The organism is Flavobacterium sp. AK-301, assembly GCF_058310215.1.
In genome coordinates this window covers 131,667-148,503 of the sequence record NZ_JBZEES010000001.1, presented here as the reverse complement: position 1 = coordinate 148,503, position 16,837 = coordinate 131,667, and the positions used below count along the sequence as shown (strand labels likewise).

The following is a 16,837-nucleotide window of genomic DNA, read 5'->3' as shown; positions in this document are numbered from 1 at the left end:
ATTATATTTTAGTAATATATTAGACTATTGATTTAATAAATGATCTTTTTGAAGAATATGGATAGAAAAAGGATCGTAAAAGTATTTATTCTACCTGAAATTTTGATTTAACTAGGTTAGAGCTTGATTTAGAATTTTAGACAAAGTTTATTTCAATTCGTTTTTATCAAAGAAACAAAGCTGAAGAGATTTTTAAATATTTATCTTCTTGAGGGGTTTTTGTGCCTGATTTTAAATTGTTAATGTTGTGTTAACTGAAATAGTTGTTTTTTATCCAAAAGTTAGAATATACTGAACGTTTGTTGTTTTGTAATACAGCAAATAATATAGATTTATCCTTATATGGTATATAAATGGGTCAATTTTAAAGATAAGTAAATTTTTAATGAAAATGGGATATATAAGTTCTTGTATGTGATTTTGAAGCATTCTTATTATCCTGTAAAATAGATAGATAATTTTAAATATTTTATGTTATGGGTTATTCTAATATTAGCTTAATAAGCGGTATTCTGATTTTTAATTTTTCAATACAAGTACAAGCTCAAAAGAAAGCTTTAACGTTAAAAGAGGCTTTGACTTTTGCTTTAGAGAATAAGACGGATGTACAGAAAGCAGAACTACAGATAGAAAAAGAGAAATATAAAGTTAGAGAGCTACGTTCAGCTATTCTGCCGCATATCATTTTGGAGGGTGGGGTAAATTATAATCCGATTCTTCAGCAGAATGCTTTTCCCGGAGAGTTTTTCGGGCAACCCGGAATGACTGTTTATGTTCCTTTTGGGCAAAAATGGGTGTCTTATGGAGGGGCGTCTTTTATCCAGACCATTTTTAATCAGTCTGTTCTTTCTGGTATACGTACAGCAAAATCGTTGAAGGAATTTTATAAAGTAAAAGCGGAGTTAACAGATGATCAGGTAATTGAACATGTTGCGAATAATTATTATCAGTTGTTTATTAATGAACAAAAATTAGCAGTAATTGATAATAGTTATGAAAATACAGACAAAATTAAGAAGGTTATTGAAGGGCGGTATAAAAGCGGATTGGCCAGAAAAATTGATTTAGACAGGATCAAGGTGAAATTATTTAATATTAATGCTCAAAAATTACAGTTAATTAATGCGGTAGAATTACAGGAAAATATTCTGAAGTTTTATATGGGTATGGAAATTAATACTCCAATTACAGTTTCAAAGAAGGAGTTTGAGGTAACTCCAAAATTGGTGCTGGAAGAAATTGATCTGACACAGCGTTTAGAATATCAATTATTACAAAAACAGAAACAGGTATTAAAATATCAAAAGAAAACAGCTCAGGCAAGTCACTATCCAACACTTTCATTAAATGCAAATTATACTTATCAGGGTTCCGGAAATGAAATTGCATTAGGAAAGAAGGAGGAAGAAGGAGAGGAAAAAGTAAACTGGTCAGATTTTGCATCAGTAGGATTGAATTTGAGAATACCAATATTTTCCGGATTGGGTACCAGAGCTAAGGTGAAGCAGGCAAATATTGATCTGAAAATAATAGAACAGGATTTAAAAGACACGAAATTGTCTTTAAGTATGGCTCTGAAAAACGCACAAAAGCAGATTGATAATAGTATAATTATTATTCGTAACCAAAAAGAAAATATGCAACTGGCAAAGAGTGTTCTGGAAAGTACAAAAAATAATTATTATAACGGACTGGTTTCTTTAACGGATTTATTGGATTCTGAAAACGCTTTTATAGAAGCGCAGAATAATTATACAACAGCATTATTAGAATATAGACTGGCGGAAATTCAGCTAATGAAATCTCGGGGAAACTTAAAACATCTTTTAAATTAATTTTATAAAATGAAAAAAATAATATATACAGTAATAGTTCTGGTTTTGGTTAGTTTAATAAGTTTTATTTTAATAAGTAATAAAATAAAAAATGATAGAGATACAGCTATTGTTGCAGAAGAGAATAATTCTGTAATGGTTCGTGCTGAGGTTGTAAAAGAAGAAATGTTGTTATCAGATTTTATAGCTAATGGAACTTTTGTGCCTTCACAGGAACTCAATTTTTCTGTTGAGAACGCAGGAAGGGTGAATGAGGTCATGGTAGATGTGGGGAGTGTAGTAGAAGCAGGTCAGACTTTAGCAGTTATGGAGGGAGATATTTTGTCCATAGAATTAGAAAATATGAAAGCGACTTATAAAAATGCACTAAAAAATAAACAACGTTATGCAAAGGCTTTTAAGACGGGAGGGGTAACAAAACAACAACTGGATCAGGCAAATTTGAACTTAGTAACAGCAAAAGCAAAGTTGGATCAGATATTAATAAACTATGAAAATATAATTATAAAATCACCAATAGATGGTATTGTTAATAAGCGAAATATTGAACCCGGCTCTTTGATTATACCGGGAATGCCGTTGTTTGAACTGGTAAATGTTTCAAGATTAAAATTAAAAGTATCAGTAGATGAGAATCAGATTGCAAACTTAGAAACAGGGAATTCGGTGGTCATAAAAGCAAGTGCTTATCCCGATAAAGAATTTGAAGGTATAGTTACTTTTATTTCTCCAAAAGCAGATACTTCTCTACATTTTCCAGTAGAAATAGAGATCATAAATAATTTTGATAATACTTTAAAGGCAGGAATGTTTGGTACAGTAGTTTTTTCTACACAGGAAGTAAACCAAAAAGCGATTATGACTATTTCAAGAAATGCTTTTGTAGGGAGTGTGAGTTCAAATGAGGTGTTTGTAATAAAGGATAGTATCGCACATTTAGTAAAAGTTATTTCAGGGCGTAGTGTGGGAAATAGAATAACTATTCTTAACGGTTTACTTCCGGAGGATACAGTGGTTATCAGTGGGCAGATTAATTTAATAGATGGAGCAAAAGTAACCCTTGTACAATAATAATATAATGTTTTATTCAAAATAATAATAAATGAGAATAGCAGAAATATCCATAAAACGACCAACATTAATTATTGTATTGTTTGCCCTTCTGACATTGGGAGGTTTATTTAGTTATTCAAAACTTAGTTATGAACTAGTACCTAAACTTGATGTGAATGTAATTTCTATTTCAACAATTTATCCCGGAGCTTCTCCCGGAGAAATTGAAAATACAATTACAAAAAAGATAGAAGATGCTGTTTCTTCTCTGGAAAATATAAAAAAAATAGCCTCTACGTCTTATGAAGGTTTATCATTTGTAATGCTAACTTTAAATCCGGGAACAGATACTGATTATGCTTTAAATGATGCGCAACGTAAAATTAATGCAATTGAAAGAGATTTACCAAAAGATATTGTTGCTCCTCCGTCATTGAATAAATTTTCTCTGAATGATTTGCCAATTATAACTATAGGAGCAACATCAGATATGGATGAGACGGCATTCTATGACTTGTTGGAGAAAAAATTACAGCCTCTTTTGTCAAGAGTAAGTGGAGTTGCGGAGCTAAATCTTATAGGAGGACAAAAAAGAGAGATTCAGGTTAGTCTGGATGCTTCAAAGTTAAAAGGATATAATTTATCTATTCCTCAGATACAGCAGGTTATTCTGACTTCAAATCTTGACTTTCCGACTGGTAGTATAAAAACAAGATATAATACTATTTTAATTCGTTTATCCGGAAAGTATAAGAATATAGAGGAATTAAAGGATTTGATCATTTCTTCTGATAAAGGAGTTGATATCCGCCTTTCTGATGTAGCTGATATACAGGATTCGGAGAAAGAAGTACAGCAGATTTCCAGAGTAGATCAACAAAGTGCTATCATTCTTCAGATTGTTAAACAATCAGACGCGAATGCTGTTGAGCTAAGTAAACTGATCCATAAAACGGTTAAAGAAATAGAGAAAGACTATGCTGCTAATGGAGTAAAATTAGCTATAGTAAATGATAATAGTGAGTTTACTATGGCTGCAGCCAGCTCTGTGATATATGATTTATTTGTAGCTGTTTTTTTAGTTGCATTTGTAATGTTGTTTTTTCTACACAGTGTTCGAAATGCTTTTATTGTAATGATTTCTATTCCTGTCTCATTAGTTGCCACTTTTATTGGAATCTATCTTATGGGGTATACTCTTAATTTAATGAGTTTATTAGGATTGTCTCTTGTAGTAGGGATATTGGTGGATGATGCTATTGTAGTTTTGGAAAATATTTATCGTCACATGGAAATGGGTAAGAACAGGGTGCGGGCTGCTTATGACGGAGCGTCAGAAATAGGGTTTACTGTAGTGGCAATTACATTGGTAATTGTAGTTGTGTTTTTGCCAATTGCAGTTAGTACAGGTCTGGTTGCTAATATTATAACGCAGTTTTGTGTTACTGTAATTATAGCAACATTATTATCATTACTCACTTCATTTACATTAGTTCCTTGGTTTTCATCGAGATATGGTAAGTTAGAACATTTAACAGGTAAGAATACTTTTGAAAGAATTATTTTAAGTTTTGAATCGGGGCTAGGTAAATTTACAGAAGAAGTAACAGGTATTCTGAAATGGTCTTTAAAATATAAAATGATCACATTAGGAATAGTGCTTTTACTTTTTTTCAGTTCATTTTCATTAGTAGGAACAGGGTTTATCGGAGCAGAATTTTTTCCAAAAATAGACAGGGGAGAGTTTTTAATTCAGATAGAGCTACCAAAAGATGCTTCTATTGAACAATCAAATTTTATTGTACAAAAGGCAGAAGATTATTTAAGAGCAAATAAAGATGTGGTTAGGGTTATTTCAACGGTAGGACGAATTAGTGGAGCTGTTAGTGGAGCAGTAACACCTTACAGATCAGAAATTAATGTGAAACTAACAGATAAATCAGAACGTTTAGATAATTCATATATTTTTGCTGCTAAAATTAAAAGAGAACTTGAAAGAGAGTTAGTCGGAGCAAAAATAAAAACAGTTTCTATAAATATACTGGGGGCAGATTTGGCTCCAATTGCTTTAACCATTACAGGGGCATCATTGGACAGTACTATGGTATTTGCGAAAAAAGTTGCAGCTGAATTGACTAAAATTAATGGAGCAACAGAAGTAAAGTTAACATCAGAGATAGGGAATCCGGAAATCAATGTTCAGGTAGACCGTGATAAAATGGCTGTTTTAGGGCTATCATTACAAACTGTAGGTATGGTAATGCAAACTGCTTTTAACGGTAACAGAGATGGTAAATTCAGAGCAGGGGAATATGAATATGATATTAATATAAGGTACAATGATTTTAATCGTTCCAGTATAAATGATGTAAGAAATCTGATGTTTATTAATGCAGCAGGACAACAAATAAAATTATCTCAGTTTGCATCCATAACAGAAAGTTCAGGTCCGAGTTTGTTAGAAAGAAGGGATAAGAGTCCTTCCGTTACAGTTCAGGCGCAGACAGTAGGGAAGCCATCAGGTACAGTTGCGTCAGAATGGGAAGCTGTATTTTCAAAAATGGAAAGACCAGTTGGTGTCAGTTATGTTTGGGGTGGAGATATGGAGAATCAGAAAGATGGATTCGGTACATTAGGATTAGCATTGTTTGCTGCTGTTATTCTGGTCTATTTAGTAATGGTAGCATTATATGATAGTTTTGTTTATCCGTTTGTAGTATTGTTTTCTATACCATTATCTTTTATTGGAGTTTTACTGGCATTAGCATTAACTAATAACACCTTGAATATATTTACCATTCTGGGGATAATTATGCTGATCGGATTAGTATGTAAAAATGCAATTTTATTGGTGGATTATGCTAATCAGAGAAAAGCAGAAGGTATGGATACTTATAATGCACTGATTCAGGCAAATCATACTCGATTGCGTCCTATTTTGATGACGACTATAGCAATGGTTTTTGGTATGATCCCTATTGCAATGGCATCAGGAGCAGGGGCAGAAATGAATAGTGGATTAGCTTGGGTAATTATTGGAGGTCTGACCAGTTCCTTATTTTTAACACTTATTATAGTACCTGTGGTTTATGCTATTTTTGATAGTATAATAGCAAGGTTTAATAAAAATAAAGAAGAGAGAACAATAGAAGAGCTGATGATAGAAGGATATGAACATAAAGAACTAAGTGAAGAAGGGTTTACTTCAAAACATACTTAATTATTATAATTACTGAAACCTCTTTTGTTTAATATTTTATAGTTTGTTTGGGAAGAAAGTTGTTTTTAATGTAATTGCATTTTATAGCTTTTAAAAGTGTATTTTAGTTTTTTTATTTCTGAATAAACACATGAAATATATATGGTTTTGTTTATTATTGTGAATATTTTAGTTTTTTATATTTTTTTTGGCTATTTATTAAATAGTATTTGTTATTGTTATTAAAAAAACAAATATTATGTTTGTCTTTGATAATAGTATTAGGGGTCTAATTTTTGTAGACTTTAGTCTTAATTTGCTGTGTTTTATTGGTTAAATTGATTAAAAATGTTTTATTTTTGTTTTTCTAAAGATTGTTAATTTATAGACGATATTCGTTTTTTAATAAAAACGTGCTATATCAGTTGATAGATTTAAGTATAAAGAATAATTAAATTGAGTGTATAATGCAAAAAATACTTATCACAGGAGGGGCGGGTTTTATAGGTTCCAATTTAACGGAATATTTTTTAAACAAAAGCTATTCAGTCGTTTGTTTAGATAATTTTGCTACAGGTCATCGTCATAATATTTCTTCTTTTTTAAAAAGAGAAGGGTTTACTTTAATAGAAGGAGATATCAGAGATTTAGAAACTTGTCGTAATGCTGTTAAAGGAGTAGATTATGTTTTACATCAGGCGGCATTAGGATCTGTTCCTCGTTCTATTAATGATCCGATAACAAGCAATGATGTCAATGTTTCAGGATTTTTGAATATGTTGGTAGCTTCTCGTGATGCAGGGGTTAAACGGTTTGTTTATGCAGCAAGTTCATCTACATACGGAGATTCTGAAGTATTACCTAAAGTGGAAGATAAAATAGGAAAACCTCTTTCTCCATATGCGATTACAAAATATGTAAATGAGCTGTATGCCGATATTTTTAGTAAAACGTATGGGCTGGAAACGATAGGTCTACGTTATTTTAATGTATTTGGCAGAAGACAGGATCCCAATGGAGCATATGCAGCTGTAATTCCAAAGTTTGTCATGCAGCTGATGGAGCATGAAAGTCCTGTAATTAATGGAGATGGTGAATATTCAAGAGATTTCACTTATATAGATAATGTTATCCACATGAATGAACTAGCTATGACCGTTCAAAATAGTAATGCTGTAAATACAGTATATAATACAGCTTATGGAGATCGAACAACTTTAAAACAGTTGGTTAATTATTTAAAGGAATTTTTATCAGAATATGATCCTGTAATAGCGAATATTGAAGTTCTGCACGGTCCGAACAGAGTTGGAGATATTCCTCATTCTCTCGCCAGTATAGAAAAAGCAAGAAAAGAATTAGGCTATAATCCTCAATTTTCTATACGAGAAGGACTAAAAGAAGCTGTTTCCTGGTATTGGGACAATTTAAAGAAATAAGTATAATCATATAAAACAAATAGATATGAGTATTAAAATTGCAGTAATTGGATTGGGATACGTAGGATTGCCTTTGGCAAGATTATTTGCCACAAAATATCAAGTAGTTGGATTTGATATTAACCAGGCCCGTATTGCAGAATTAAAATCAGGAAAGGATCATACACTGGAAGTAGAAGATACTGTTTTACAGTCTGTATTAATAGACTCGTTGTCAGATGAACCGGGGTTGTATTGTACAGCTGATTTAGAAGATATTAAGAATTGTAATTATTATATTGTTACTGTTCCGACTCCTGTAGATAAATATAATAAACCGAATTTAACTCCTTTATATAAAGCAAGTAAAACCGTTGGAAAAGTATTAAGTAAAGGAGATATTGTTATTTATGAATCTACTGTTTATCCTGGTGCAACTGAAGAGGAATGTGTTCCTGTATTGGAGAAAATATCAGGTTTAAAATTTAATACTGATTTTTTTGCAGGATATTCTCCGGAAAGAATTAATCCGGGAGATAAGGAACACACGGTAGAGAAAATATTAAAAGTAACTTCCGGTTCAACTTCTGAAATAGGTCAGAAAGTAGATAGATTATATAAAAGTGTGATTACTGCAGGAACGCATTTAGCTCCAAGTATTAAAGTTGCAGAAGCAGCAAAAGTCATTGAAAACTCACAACGTGATATTAATATAGCATTCGTAAACGAGTTAGCTAAGATTTTTAATCTTCTGAATATTGATACACATGCTGTTTTAGAAGCAGCAGGTACAAAATGGAATTTTTTACCTTTCAGACCGGGTCTTGTAGGTGGACACTGTATAGGGGTTGATCCTTATTATCTTGCTCAGAAAGCTCAGGAAAACGGATATCATCCGGAAATCATACTGGCAGGTCGTCGTTTAAATGATAGTATGGGAGAATATGTTGCTTCACAGGTTGTAAAATGTATGATTGGCAAGGGAGTTAAAGTAAAAGGAGCAAATCTGTTAATGATGGGAATTACGTTTAAAGAGAATTGCCCTGATGTACGTAATACAAAAATTGTAGACGTTATTATCGCTCTTGAGGATTATGGTATAAAAGTAACAACGTATGATCCATGGGCAAATCCGGTTGAGGTGAAACAAGAATATGGGTTTGAGACAACAACGATCTTACCGGATCATAAATTTGATACAATAGTATTGGGCGTTGCTCATGCAGCATTTTTAGATTGTGATATGGACTCTTTAAGACAATCAAATAGTGTGTTGTATGATGTTAAAGGAGTTTTAAGAAAAGGTAATATCGATGGAAAATTATAAGTTTTTAATATGAGAAATTTTATACGACAGATTTACCAGTTTTATCTGAAAAATAAATTTAAGAAAAAAGCAATATTCAAAGATAAGGTCGATTTCTGTAGACAAAGTAATATTTTACTTGTAGACAAAAGTACGAAAGAAGATATTATTATAGGGGATAACGTTAGAATGTACGCTGTTCTTGTTTCTCAGAATCATGGTAAAATAATATTAGAAGATAATGTAAAGATTGGTGCCGGATCTTTAATAGGTTCTGTGAATTCAGTACTAATAAAAAAAGGGACAGCATTAGCAGATAATGTTAAGATTATGGATAATAATAATCATCCTTTGCATCCTGAGGATAGAAAAATGATGTATGATTCTCCTTGGGATTCCCCTTTAAGAAAATGGAAAAATTCAATATCTAATCCAATTGTAATAGGTGAAAATGTCTGGGTTGGACAAAATGCGAGAATAAATAAGGGAGTTACAATAGGTAATAATTCTATTATTGCAGCAGCTTCAGTTGTAACGAAAAATGTTCCTGAAAATAGTATTGCAGCAGGGAATCCGGCAAGAATTGTTAAGACGGATATTCAAAACGAACCTCGCATATGATAAGAAAATTGATCTCAATGGTGTCTTACAGTTTGTTAGCAGTAGTAGCAACTTTTGCTTTTCAGACTGTAACAACACACTTGTTAAATCAAAATGATTATGGTATCCTGGCAAAATGGTTAACAGATTTAGGGTATTTAAGTGTTTTCTTTGTTTTAGGACTTGACTCATCAATTTTATATCATGCCAAGATCGGTCAGAGTTTTGCAAAGAATATGGGGAAAAATATTTTAGTATATTCCTTAATATATCTTATAAGCAGTGTTTTGATCTTCTTTTTACCTGTAGACAAAACGTATTATTATACATTAATAACCAGTATTATTTGTTTCGCATATTTAAATATTATCAGTGCTTTTTTTCAGTATAATGAAAATTTTAAAGTTTATAATATTTTAATTTTAATCAGACCAGTATTACTATTAATTCCTTTTTTATATTTTTTTTATAAGGATATAGATTTGGGTTATAAAACAGCCCTATTATATTATTCTCTGACTAGTATTTTTATTGTATTTATTGTTCTTATCTATTATTTAAAGAAAGGAGAGGTACACTTTCCTACAAATGTTTTCAATATATCATATTATTCGTATGGAATTAAAAGTATAATGAATAAGATGCTTTCTTTAAGTCTGTATGCATCGACAATATATTGTATTTCATACTTATCGGATAATACTACAATAGCCTTTTTTTTCGTAGCTAGTAGTATATCCAAAATGGTTTGGGTAGTACCTGACGCTGTAGGGAATATTTTATATCCCAAGTTTTTAAAAATAGGTAAAAGTTATGATAAAGCAGAAGTAGAAGCAGAAATGTTTTTTTATGCTCAAATTGTTTTTCTCATAAATATGGTGAGTGTTATTATATTCTTTGTATTAGGTGAATATATATTGGGATTATTATATGAAAAAAGTTATCTAACCTCTTTTATTCCGATAATTATTTTATTAATGGGAAATCAAGGTATGGTATGGTATAAGTTGATAAGTAGATATTTATCTTCTCAGAATAATTGGAGACCTTTGTATATTGTTTTAGTGATCGCAATAATAACAAATGTTATTTTGAATTTTTTACTGATTCCAAAATATGATTTAATTGGAGCGGCTATTGCAACAAGTTGCTCTTTTTGGGTATGCGGATTTTTTATATCCTATTGTGTTAAGAATAGTTTTCTCGAGTTTTTAAATATGCCTTCTTTTTTCAGGAGACTACTTAAATATAGGATTAGAATAGATTGATGGTTTATGGATAAAGTTCTTACTTATAATGTGTTTATAATATCTCTTCTTCTGGGATTAGGCACATATGATCCTTTGTTTTCAGAAGGTAGTTCAATAAATTTAATTTATATTTTTGGAGGGACTTTTATATTACTTTCCTTATTTGAAAAAGAAACATTTCAGGAGTTATTTATAATTAGAAAAGTATTAGTTCTTTTATTTTCAATTGTAATTATTTTTATTTTTTCTGGGATTTTGTATGGATATGCTCATTTTAGCGTGGGTTTAGTTAATATAAAGTTTATAATATCAATTGTGTTTTTCGGAATGTTAGTTTCTTTTTTTAAGAACAGACAGGATACCGTTTTTTATTCTTTACTGATATTCAGTATATGTTCTGCGATTGTAGTCCAATTAGCTTATTCAGGTTTAATACCGGGAGCAATAGAACATAGGAACGGTAGATTACTTTTATTTGATGAGAATCCTAATTCTACGAGTTCCAGACTAGCAATGGCTGTTATCTGTATCTTTTTCTATTGTTTGGAAAACCCTCTCAGATATCCAAAATACAGATATTTACTATTGTTGTTTACCCCAGTATTATTTTTGGCAATAGTTCAGTCCGGTTCAAGAGGGTCTTTGTTTGGAGTATTGTTCAGCCTTTTTTTATTGTTATTATTATCAAATATTAAAAGAGGGTATAAAATATTATTTATAGGAATAATTTTGTTTTCAATGCCTGTTTTTGTTTCTCTTCTTCAGGAAGAAGAAGGAACATATGAAAGACTGACTGCTTTTTTTAATGATGGGAATACAGGAGGGCGTGAAAAAATTTGGGATGAAGTAATGGATATAATACTGTCAAACCCGATAATAGGTGTTGGAGAAGCAGGATATTTCGACGAAATATATATCCGATTAGGAAAACACATAGACACACATAATTTGTTTTTATACCTATTAGCGTCAGGAGGAATTATATCCTTTTTATGTTTTATTTTTTTTATAAAACAACTATTAATTAAAAGTATAGAAAATCTAAAAAATAAAAATTCATTAACGATCATTCTATTGATGTTTATTATAATGATTGCTTTTAAAACAGGAGGAGTGTTGACTTATTTATTGATGTGGTATGTTTTTGCAATTATTTATTCGTACGAGTACAAAAAAAGAGCTGAAATTTAGATGTAGATATTAGTTGTTTGCATCGTCCTGTAAAATATATAATATGAAGACAATTGTAGTCCACGCCTGGACAATTCAAAAAATAAATAATGATTATTTCTTACCCTATTCTCATTGGATATATCTGAATGAGATAGTAAATTATTATGATAAAGTTTGTCTTTTGTCATCCGTAAAAAATAATAAAGAATCTGATTCAGACAGATTTATAAATATTGCCCAATTTAAAAATGTAACCGTTTATGAATTACCTTCCAGTGAAGGGTATGTGGCTGCGGTTAAATATTTTTTCAGTTATTTAAAAGCATACCAAGAACTAAAAAAATATGATGTTGTATATGCACGTTATCCCATTCCTTTTGGATGGTTGCAAAAGCTGAAGATGAAAAAAGCAAAAAGAATAATTCACTTTGTGGGAGATCCGATTGATACAATCAAAACTAATCCTAATTTAAGTACTATTAAAAAGAAGTTATTGGTTTGTTTTTTTGTACCGGAGCATTATTTATACCTATGGGCTTGTAAGGGAGCAAATGTTTATACGAATGGTTTTCATATTGCAGATAAATTAAAAAAGAAAGGTATTATTGCAAAAGCGATGGTGTCTTCAACCCTGAATGAAAAAGATTTCTATATCGATAATTCAAAAAAGATTTCCGTAAAAACCCCTAAGATTGTTTATGTAGGTTACTTGCGTAAAGCGAAGGGAGTAGAAACAGTCATTAAAAGTTTTGCTTTATTACAACAAAAATATTCCGATGCAGTATTAAGTATTGTCGGTACAGGTGAGTTAGAAGCTGAACTAAGAGATTATGTAACGGGACAAAATATTTTTAATGTGAGCTTCAAAGGACATATTGATAATAGAGAAGAACTGAATACTATTTTACGATCACATGATATATTTTGTTTTGCCAGTTTATCAGAAGGCTCTCCAAGAGTAATTCTCGAAGCTATGGCAAGCGGAATAAATATAGTAAGTACTCCCGTAGGATCACTACCTTATGTGTTTGAAGAAAAACAAAATATAGTATTTGCTGATTTTCATAATGAAGCACAGTTTTGTGATAAAATGACAGAGCTTATAGAAAATTCAGAATTAGCAGATAAATTAAGGTTTAATGCTTTTACCAAAGTAAAAGAGTATACAATTAAAAATTTTTTAAAAGATATTTTTTATGAAAAATAAATTCTGGTTGCTTTATTCGTGGTTTATTCGGGTAGTATTATATTTTTTACCAGATATACCTTTATTTATGAGATTTAGAGGTTTTATGTATTCTTTCGGAATGAAAAAATGTGGTAAAGATTTTCAAGTTACACATAATGCCATAATAAAAGATTTACAAAATATTAGTTTCGGCAATAATATTTTCGTGGGTAATTTCTCTGTAATTATGGGAAGTGGAAATTTAGTAGTTGAAGATGAAGTTCTTATAGGTCCTCATGTAGTTATAATTAGCGGAAATCATACAAAAACAGAAAATTCATATAGATATGGAAAAGCTAAAATCGGAAATATATTTATAGGAAAAGGTTCCTGGATCACATCAAACTGTACCGTTGGTATAAATAGCTATTTACCCGAAGGCAGCGTTTTATCCGCTAATAGTTTTTTAAATAAAAATTTTAATAATTCTGATGCGATATACGGAGGCGTACCGGCTAATTTAATAAGACATGATTAGAATTGTAGGAGATATTAATTTTACAGATGGTTTTTTTGATACCGGATTTGGAATAGGTAGTAGTATAGAAAAAGGAGAAGATCCTTTTAAATATTTAAACCGTAAAAAAGAAGATATCTGGTTTGGTAATTTTGAATGCGTTGTTTCTAATACATCAAATAAAGAAGGGATATATGGTAAACAATTTATACTTTCTCCGGATAAGATACATCATATTAAGCATTTGGATTATTATAATGTGTCGAATAATCATGTTATGCAACATGGGAAACAAGCTTATGAGCAGTTGCTGAATTATATTAAAACAACCGGTAATAAGTATGTAGGATCAAATGAAGTAAGATCAGTTTCGTTTAATCATCAAAATAAAAAAGTAGGTGTAGTTGCTTTTTCCCAGCGCGAGGAAAAATATTCCGATGAACCGATGTATTGGTATAATCCTGAATATTCTGATATTCAGGTTGAGTTGGAGAAAATTTCTAATTCAGATTATAAAATTGCTTATGTACATTGGGGAAATGAATTTATTGACAGACCCTACGTTGATCAGAAAAAGTTTGCTCATTGGTTAATTGATATTGGTTTTGATTTAATTATTGGATTACATGCACATGTTCTTCAGGGATATGAAATCTATAAAGGAAAACATATATTTTATTCTTTAGGAAATTTTGTTTTTAACATGCCTTTAGAATCTACAAGATATTCAGTGGTTTTGAGTGTAGATTTAGACCAAAAAGAACCCGAAATCAGTTACGAATATGTTACAATAGGTGAAGATAATTTTCCCAGGATTACAGATCAGTCCGTTGTTCCTGAGAAGTATAGATTTGAATATTTGAACACAAGATTAACTATAGAACAAGAGAATGAATTATATTATAAAGAAGTTTCTTTATTTACCAGAGAGTACAGAATAGCTAATTATATAAAATTATTTAAATCTCTATATAGATTTAAGATGAAAAATGGTATTTCTATTTTCCTTGATTTTATTAAAAGACGATTAAGATGAGTTTTTTTTACAAAATAATATATAAACTAGGAGTTGCCCGGAGGAATCCTTCTTTAAAAGAATACTATTCTTTTTTAAAAGAATCAGAAATCTGGTCTGACAAAGAATTATCAGATTATCAATTTAATAAATGTAAGTCTTTTCTTGAATTTGTCTATATATATTCCCCTTATTATCGAAATAAGTTTTTAGAAGTCGGGTTTATACCAGAAGAGATGAATTCACTGGAAGATTTAAAGAAAATACCAATTGTTGATAAATCGGTTTTATTAAGTTTTAATGATGTAATCCATACGAATTATCCTTTTAAAAAGAAATTTTATTCAGAAACGTCCGGAACTTCTGGACAGCCATTGAAGTTTTACAGAAATGAAGAATGGGATTCTCATAATAGAGCCGCTATGTTTAGAGGATATAGTTGGTATGGTATAAAACCATGGGGGCGAAACGGTTATTTTTGGGGTTATAATATTGATAAGAAAGCCTTTCTTAAAACTAAATTATTAGATTCTTTGCAAAATAGGTTTAGAATATTTTCTTACGATGAAAATGAAATTATGAGTTTCACTAAAAAACTTGTGAATGCAGAATATTTACATGGATATTCCTCTATGATTTATGAAACGGCAAAAGTGGTAAATAAATTAGGCTTGTCAAATCAGTATAAATTAAAAATGGTTAAAGGCACATCCGAGAAAATATATGAGAGTTATTATGAAGAAATAAAGAAAGCTTTTGGTGTAAAAATTATAAATGAATACGGAGCAGCTGAAGCAGGATTAATAGCCTATGAATGCCCCGAAGGCAGTATGCATATTAATGTAGAAAATGTAGTTGTTGAAGTTGAAGCAGGAGAAATTTTAGTAACCAATCTTTTATCGGAATCTTTTCCAATTATCAGATATAAATTAGGAGACAGCGTGACCCTGGCAGATTCTTCTTTTCAATGTAAATGCGGTAAAAAACATCCTGTAATAATAGATATATTAGGGAGAGTAGGCAAAAAAATAATAGGATTTGAAAATAGTTATCCTAGTCTTACTTTCTATTATGTATTTAAAAATCTAGCATTAAATAATAATATTGTATTAAATTATCAGGCAATTCAGGAAGTGCCTGGTACTATAATTTTAAAAATTGAACAAGAAGATAATAATGTAACAGAGTTGCTAAATAAAGAGTTGACAAAATATTTTTCAGAAGATATAAAGTTTGAAATTCTTTTCAATGAAAAACTATCTTCTAGAGACGGTAAGTTAAAAGATTTTATAACAAAATTAGATTAGATGATAAAAGTTTCAATAATATGTCCTGTATATAATGAAGAAAAATATATATCTAAATGTATTGAATCTATTCTTTTACAGGATTTTTCAAAAGACCGATTAGAAATTTTATTTATAGACGGAAAGAGTACAGACAAAACAAGAGGAATAATACAGGAATATCAGGAGAAATATAATTTTATTCATTTACTAGATAATCCTTATAAAATAGTTCCCTATGCTATGAATATCGGTATAGAAAAAGCTCAGGGTAAGATTATAATAAGAATAGATGCCCATTCTTATTATCCGGATAATTATATATCTGTTCTTGTTTCCGGTTTAATAGAGTTAAAAGCAGACAATGTGGGTGCCGTCTGTAAAACAGATGTTTTAAATAAAACACCAAAAACAATCGCCATTAAAGAAGTATTAAGCAATCCTTTTGGAGTAGGTAACTCTTTATTCAGAATAGGAGTTAACGAAGTAACAGAAGTAGATACAGTTCCTTTTGGTTGTTATAGAAAAGAAGTGTTCCAGAAAAACGGATTATATAATGTCAAGTTAGAAAGAAATCAGGATATAGAGTTAAATAAGCGTATAAAAAGAGCAGGAGGGAAAATTTATTTAATTCCTGATACCTATTGTATCTATTTTGCCCGTGAAACCTATAAAGGAATTATGAAAAATAATTTCCAGAATGGAAAGTGGAATATATTAACCGTTTATTATACTAATACGTTTGATTCTTTATCTATAAGACATTTTATACCTATGATATTTCTGTTGTCATTATTACTGCCACTGATTGTTTCCATAATCTATCTGCCTGCAATATTGATTTCAGTACTATCATTGACAGCATATATAGCAGTATTATCCTTTATAAGTATCAAGATTTCGATTAATAAGAAGTATAACTTTTTTTATCTTCTTTTTACATTTCTTTTACTTCATTTATCATATGGTTATGGTTCCTTAGCAGGAATTATCAGCTTACCTTTTAAAAAATAAATA

At 30.4% G+C, this 16,837-nt stretch carries 13 protein-coding genes; all 13 read left to right on the top strand.

The genetic code is table 11. The annotated features are described in order from the left end of the window. The first annotated feature begins 476 nt into the window (after positions 1–476). The 13 genes from AC4FQX_RS00655 to AC4FQX_RS00595 all read left to right on the top strand — a co-directional run bounded on the left by AC4FQX_RS00655 (position 477) and on the right by AC4FQX_RS00595 (position 16,834). Positions 477–1,835: a TolC family protein gene (locus AC4FQX_RS00655; protein WP_491165729.1), complete on the top strand. Its 1,359-nt coding sequence runs from the start codon at positions 477–479 to the stop codon at positions 1,833–1,835. A 9-nt stretch (positions 1,836–1,844) separates the two neighbouring features. Next, on the top strand, positions 1,845–2,906 hold the full coding sequence (locus AC4FQX_RS00650) for an efflux RND transporter periplasmic adaptor subunit (protein ID WP_491165728.1): 1,062 nt from the start codon (positions 1,845–1,847) through the stop codon (positions 2,904–2,906). A gap of 31 nt (positions 2,907–2,937) precedes the next feature. After that, entirely contained in the window at positions 2,938–6,108 is a 3,171-nt protein-coding gene (locus tag AC4FQX_RS00645) for an efflux RND transporter permease subunit (protein WP_491165727.1), read from the top strand. Positions 6,109–6,554: 446 nt separating this feature from the next. Further along, positions 6,555–7,526 carry an SDR family oxidoreductase gene (locus tag AC4FQX_RS00640; protein ID WP_491165726.1) on the top strand — a complete coding sequence of 324 codons (972 nt, stop codon included), beginning with the start codon at positions 6,555–6,557 and terminating at the stop codon, positions 7,524–7,526. A 25-nt stretch (positions 7,527–7,551) separates the two neighbouring features. Continuing rightward, entirely contained in the window at positions 7,552–8,832 is a 1,281-nt protein-coding gene (locus AC4FQX_RS00635) for a nucleotide sugar dehydrogenase (protein WP_491165725.1), read from the top strand. 9 nt (positions 8,833–8,841) lie between these two features. Beyond that, the gene (locus tag AC4FQX_RS00630; RefSeq protein WP_491165724.1) at positions 8,842–9,432 is read left to right on the top strand and encodes an acyltransferase; all 591 of its coding nucleotides are present in this window, start codon (positions 8,842–8,844) and stop codon (positions 9,430–9,432) included. Further along, on the top strand, positions 9,429–10,679 hold the full coding sequence (locus AC4FQX_RS00625; protein ID WP_491165723.1) for an MATE family efflux transporter: 1,251 nt from the start codon (positions 9,429–9,431) through the stop codon (positions 10,677–10,679). The genes AC4FQX_RS00630 and AC4FQX_RS00625 overlap by 4 nt, the downstream gene beginning before the upstream one ends. A 6-nt stretch (positions 10,680–10,685) precedes the next feature. Continuing rightward, the gene (locus AC4FQX_RS00620) at positions 10,686–11,852 is read left to right on the top strand and encodes an O-antigen ligase family protein (protein WP_491165722.1); all 1,167 of its coding nucleotides are present in this window, start codon (positions 10,686–10,688) and stop codon (positions 11,850–11,852) included. Positions 11,853–11,895: 43 nt separating this feature from the next. Then, positions 11,896–13,041: a glycosyltransferase family 4 protein gene (locus tag AC4FQX_RS00615; protein ID WP_491165721.1), complete on the top strand. Its 1,146-nt coding sequence runs from the start codon at positions 11,896–11,898 to the stop codon at positions 13,039–13,041. After that, positions 13,031–13,540: an acyltransferase gene (locus AC4FQX_RS00610; protein WP_491165720.1), complete on the top strand. Its 510-nt coding sequence runs from the start codon at positions 13,031–13,033 to the stop codon at positions 13,538–13,540. Before AC4FQX_RS00615 ends, AC4FQX_RS00610 begins: the two co-directional genes overlap by 11 nt. Further along, on the top strand, positions 13,533–14,555 hold the full coding sequence (locus AC4FQX_RS00605) for a CapA family protein (RefSeq protein ID WP_491165719.1): 1,023 nt from the start codon (positions 13,533–13,535) through the stop codon (positions 14,553–14,555). The genes AC4FQX_RS00610 and AC4FQX_RS00605 overlap by 8 nt, the downstream gene beginning before the upstream one ends. Then, positions 14,552–15,841, top strand: a complete 1,290-nt coding sequence (locus AC4FQX_RS00600) for a phenylacetate--CoA ligase family protein (RefSeq protein ID WP_491165718.1) — start codon at positions 14,552–14,554, stop codon at positions 15,839–15,841. Before AC4FQX_RS00605 ends, AC4FQX_RS00600 begins: the two co-directional genes overlap by 4 nt. After that, positions 15,842–16,834, top strand: a complete 993-nt coding sequence (locus AC4FQX_RS00595; protein WP_491165717.1) for a glycosyltransferase family 2 protein — start codon at positions 15,842–15,844, stop codon at positions 16,832–16,834. The last annotated feature ends 3 nt before the right edge of the window (positions 16,835–16,837 follow it).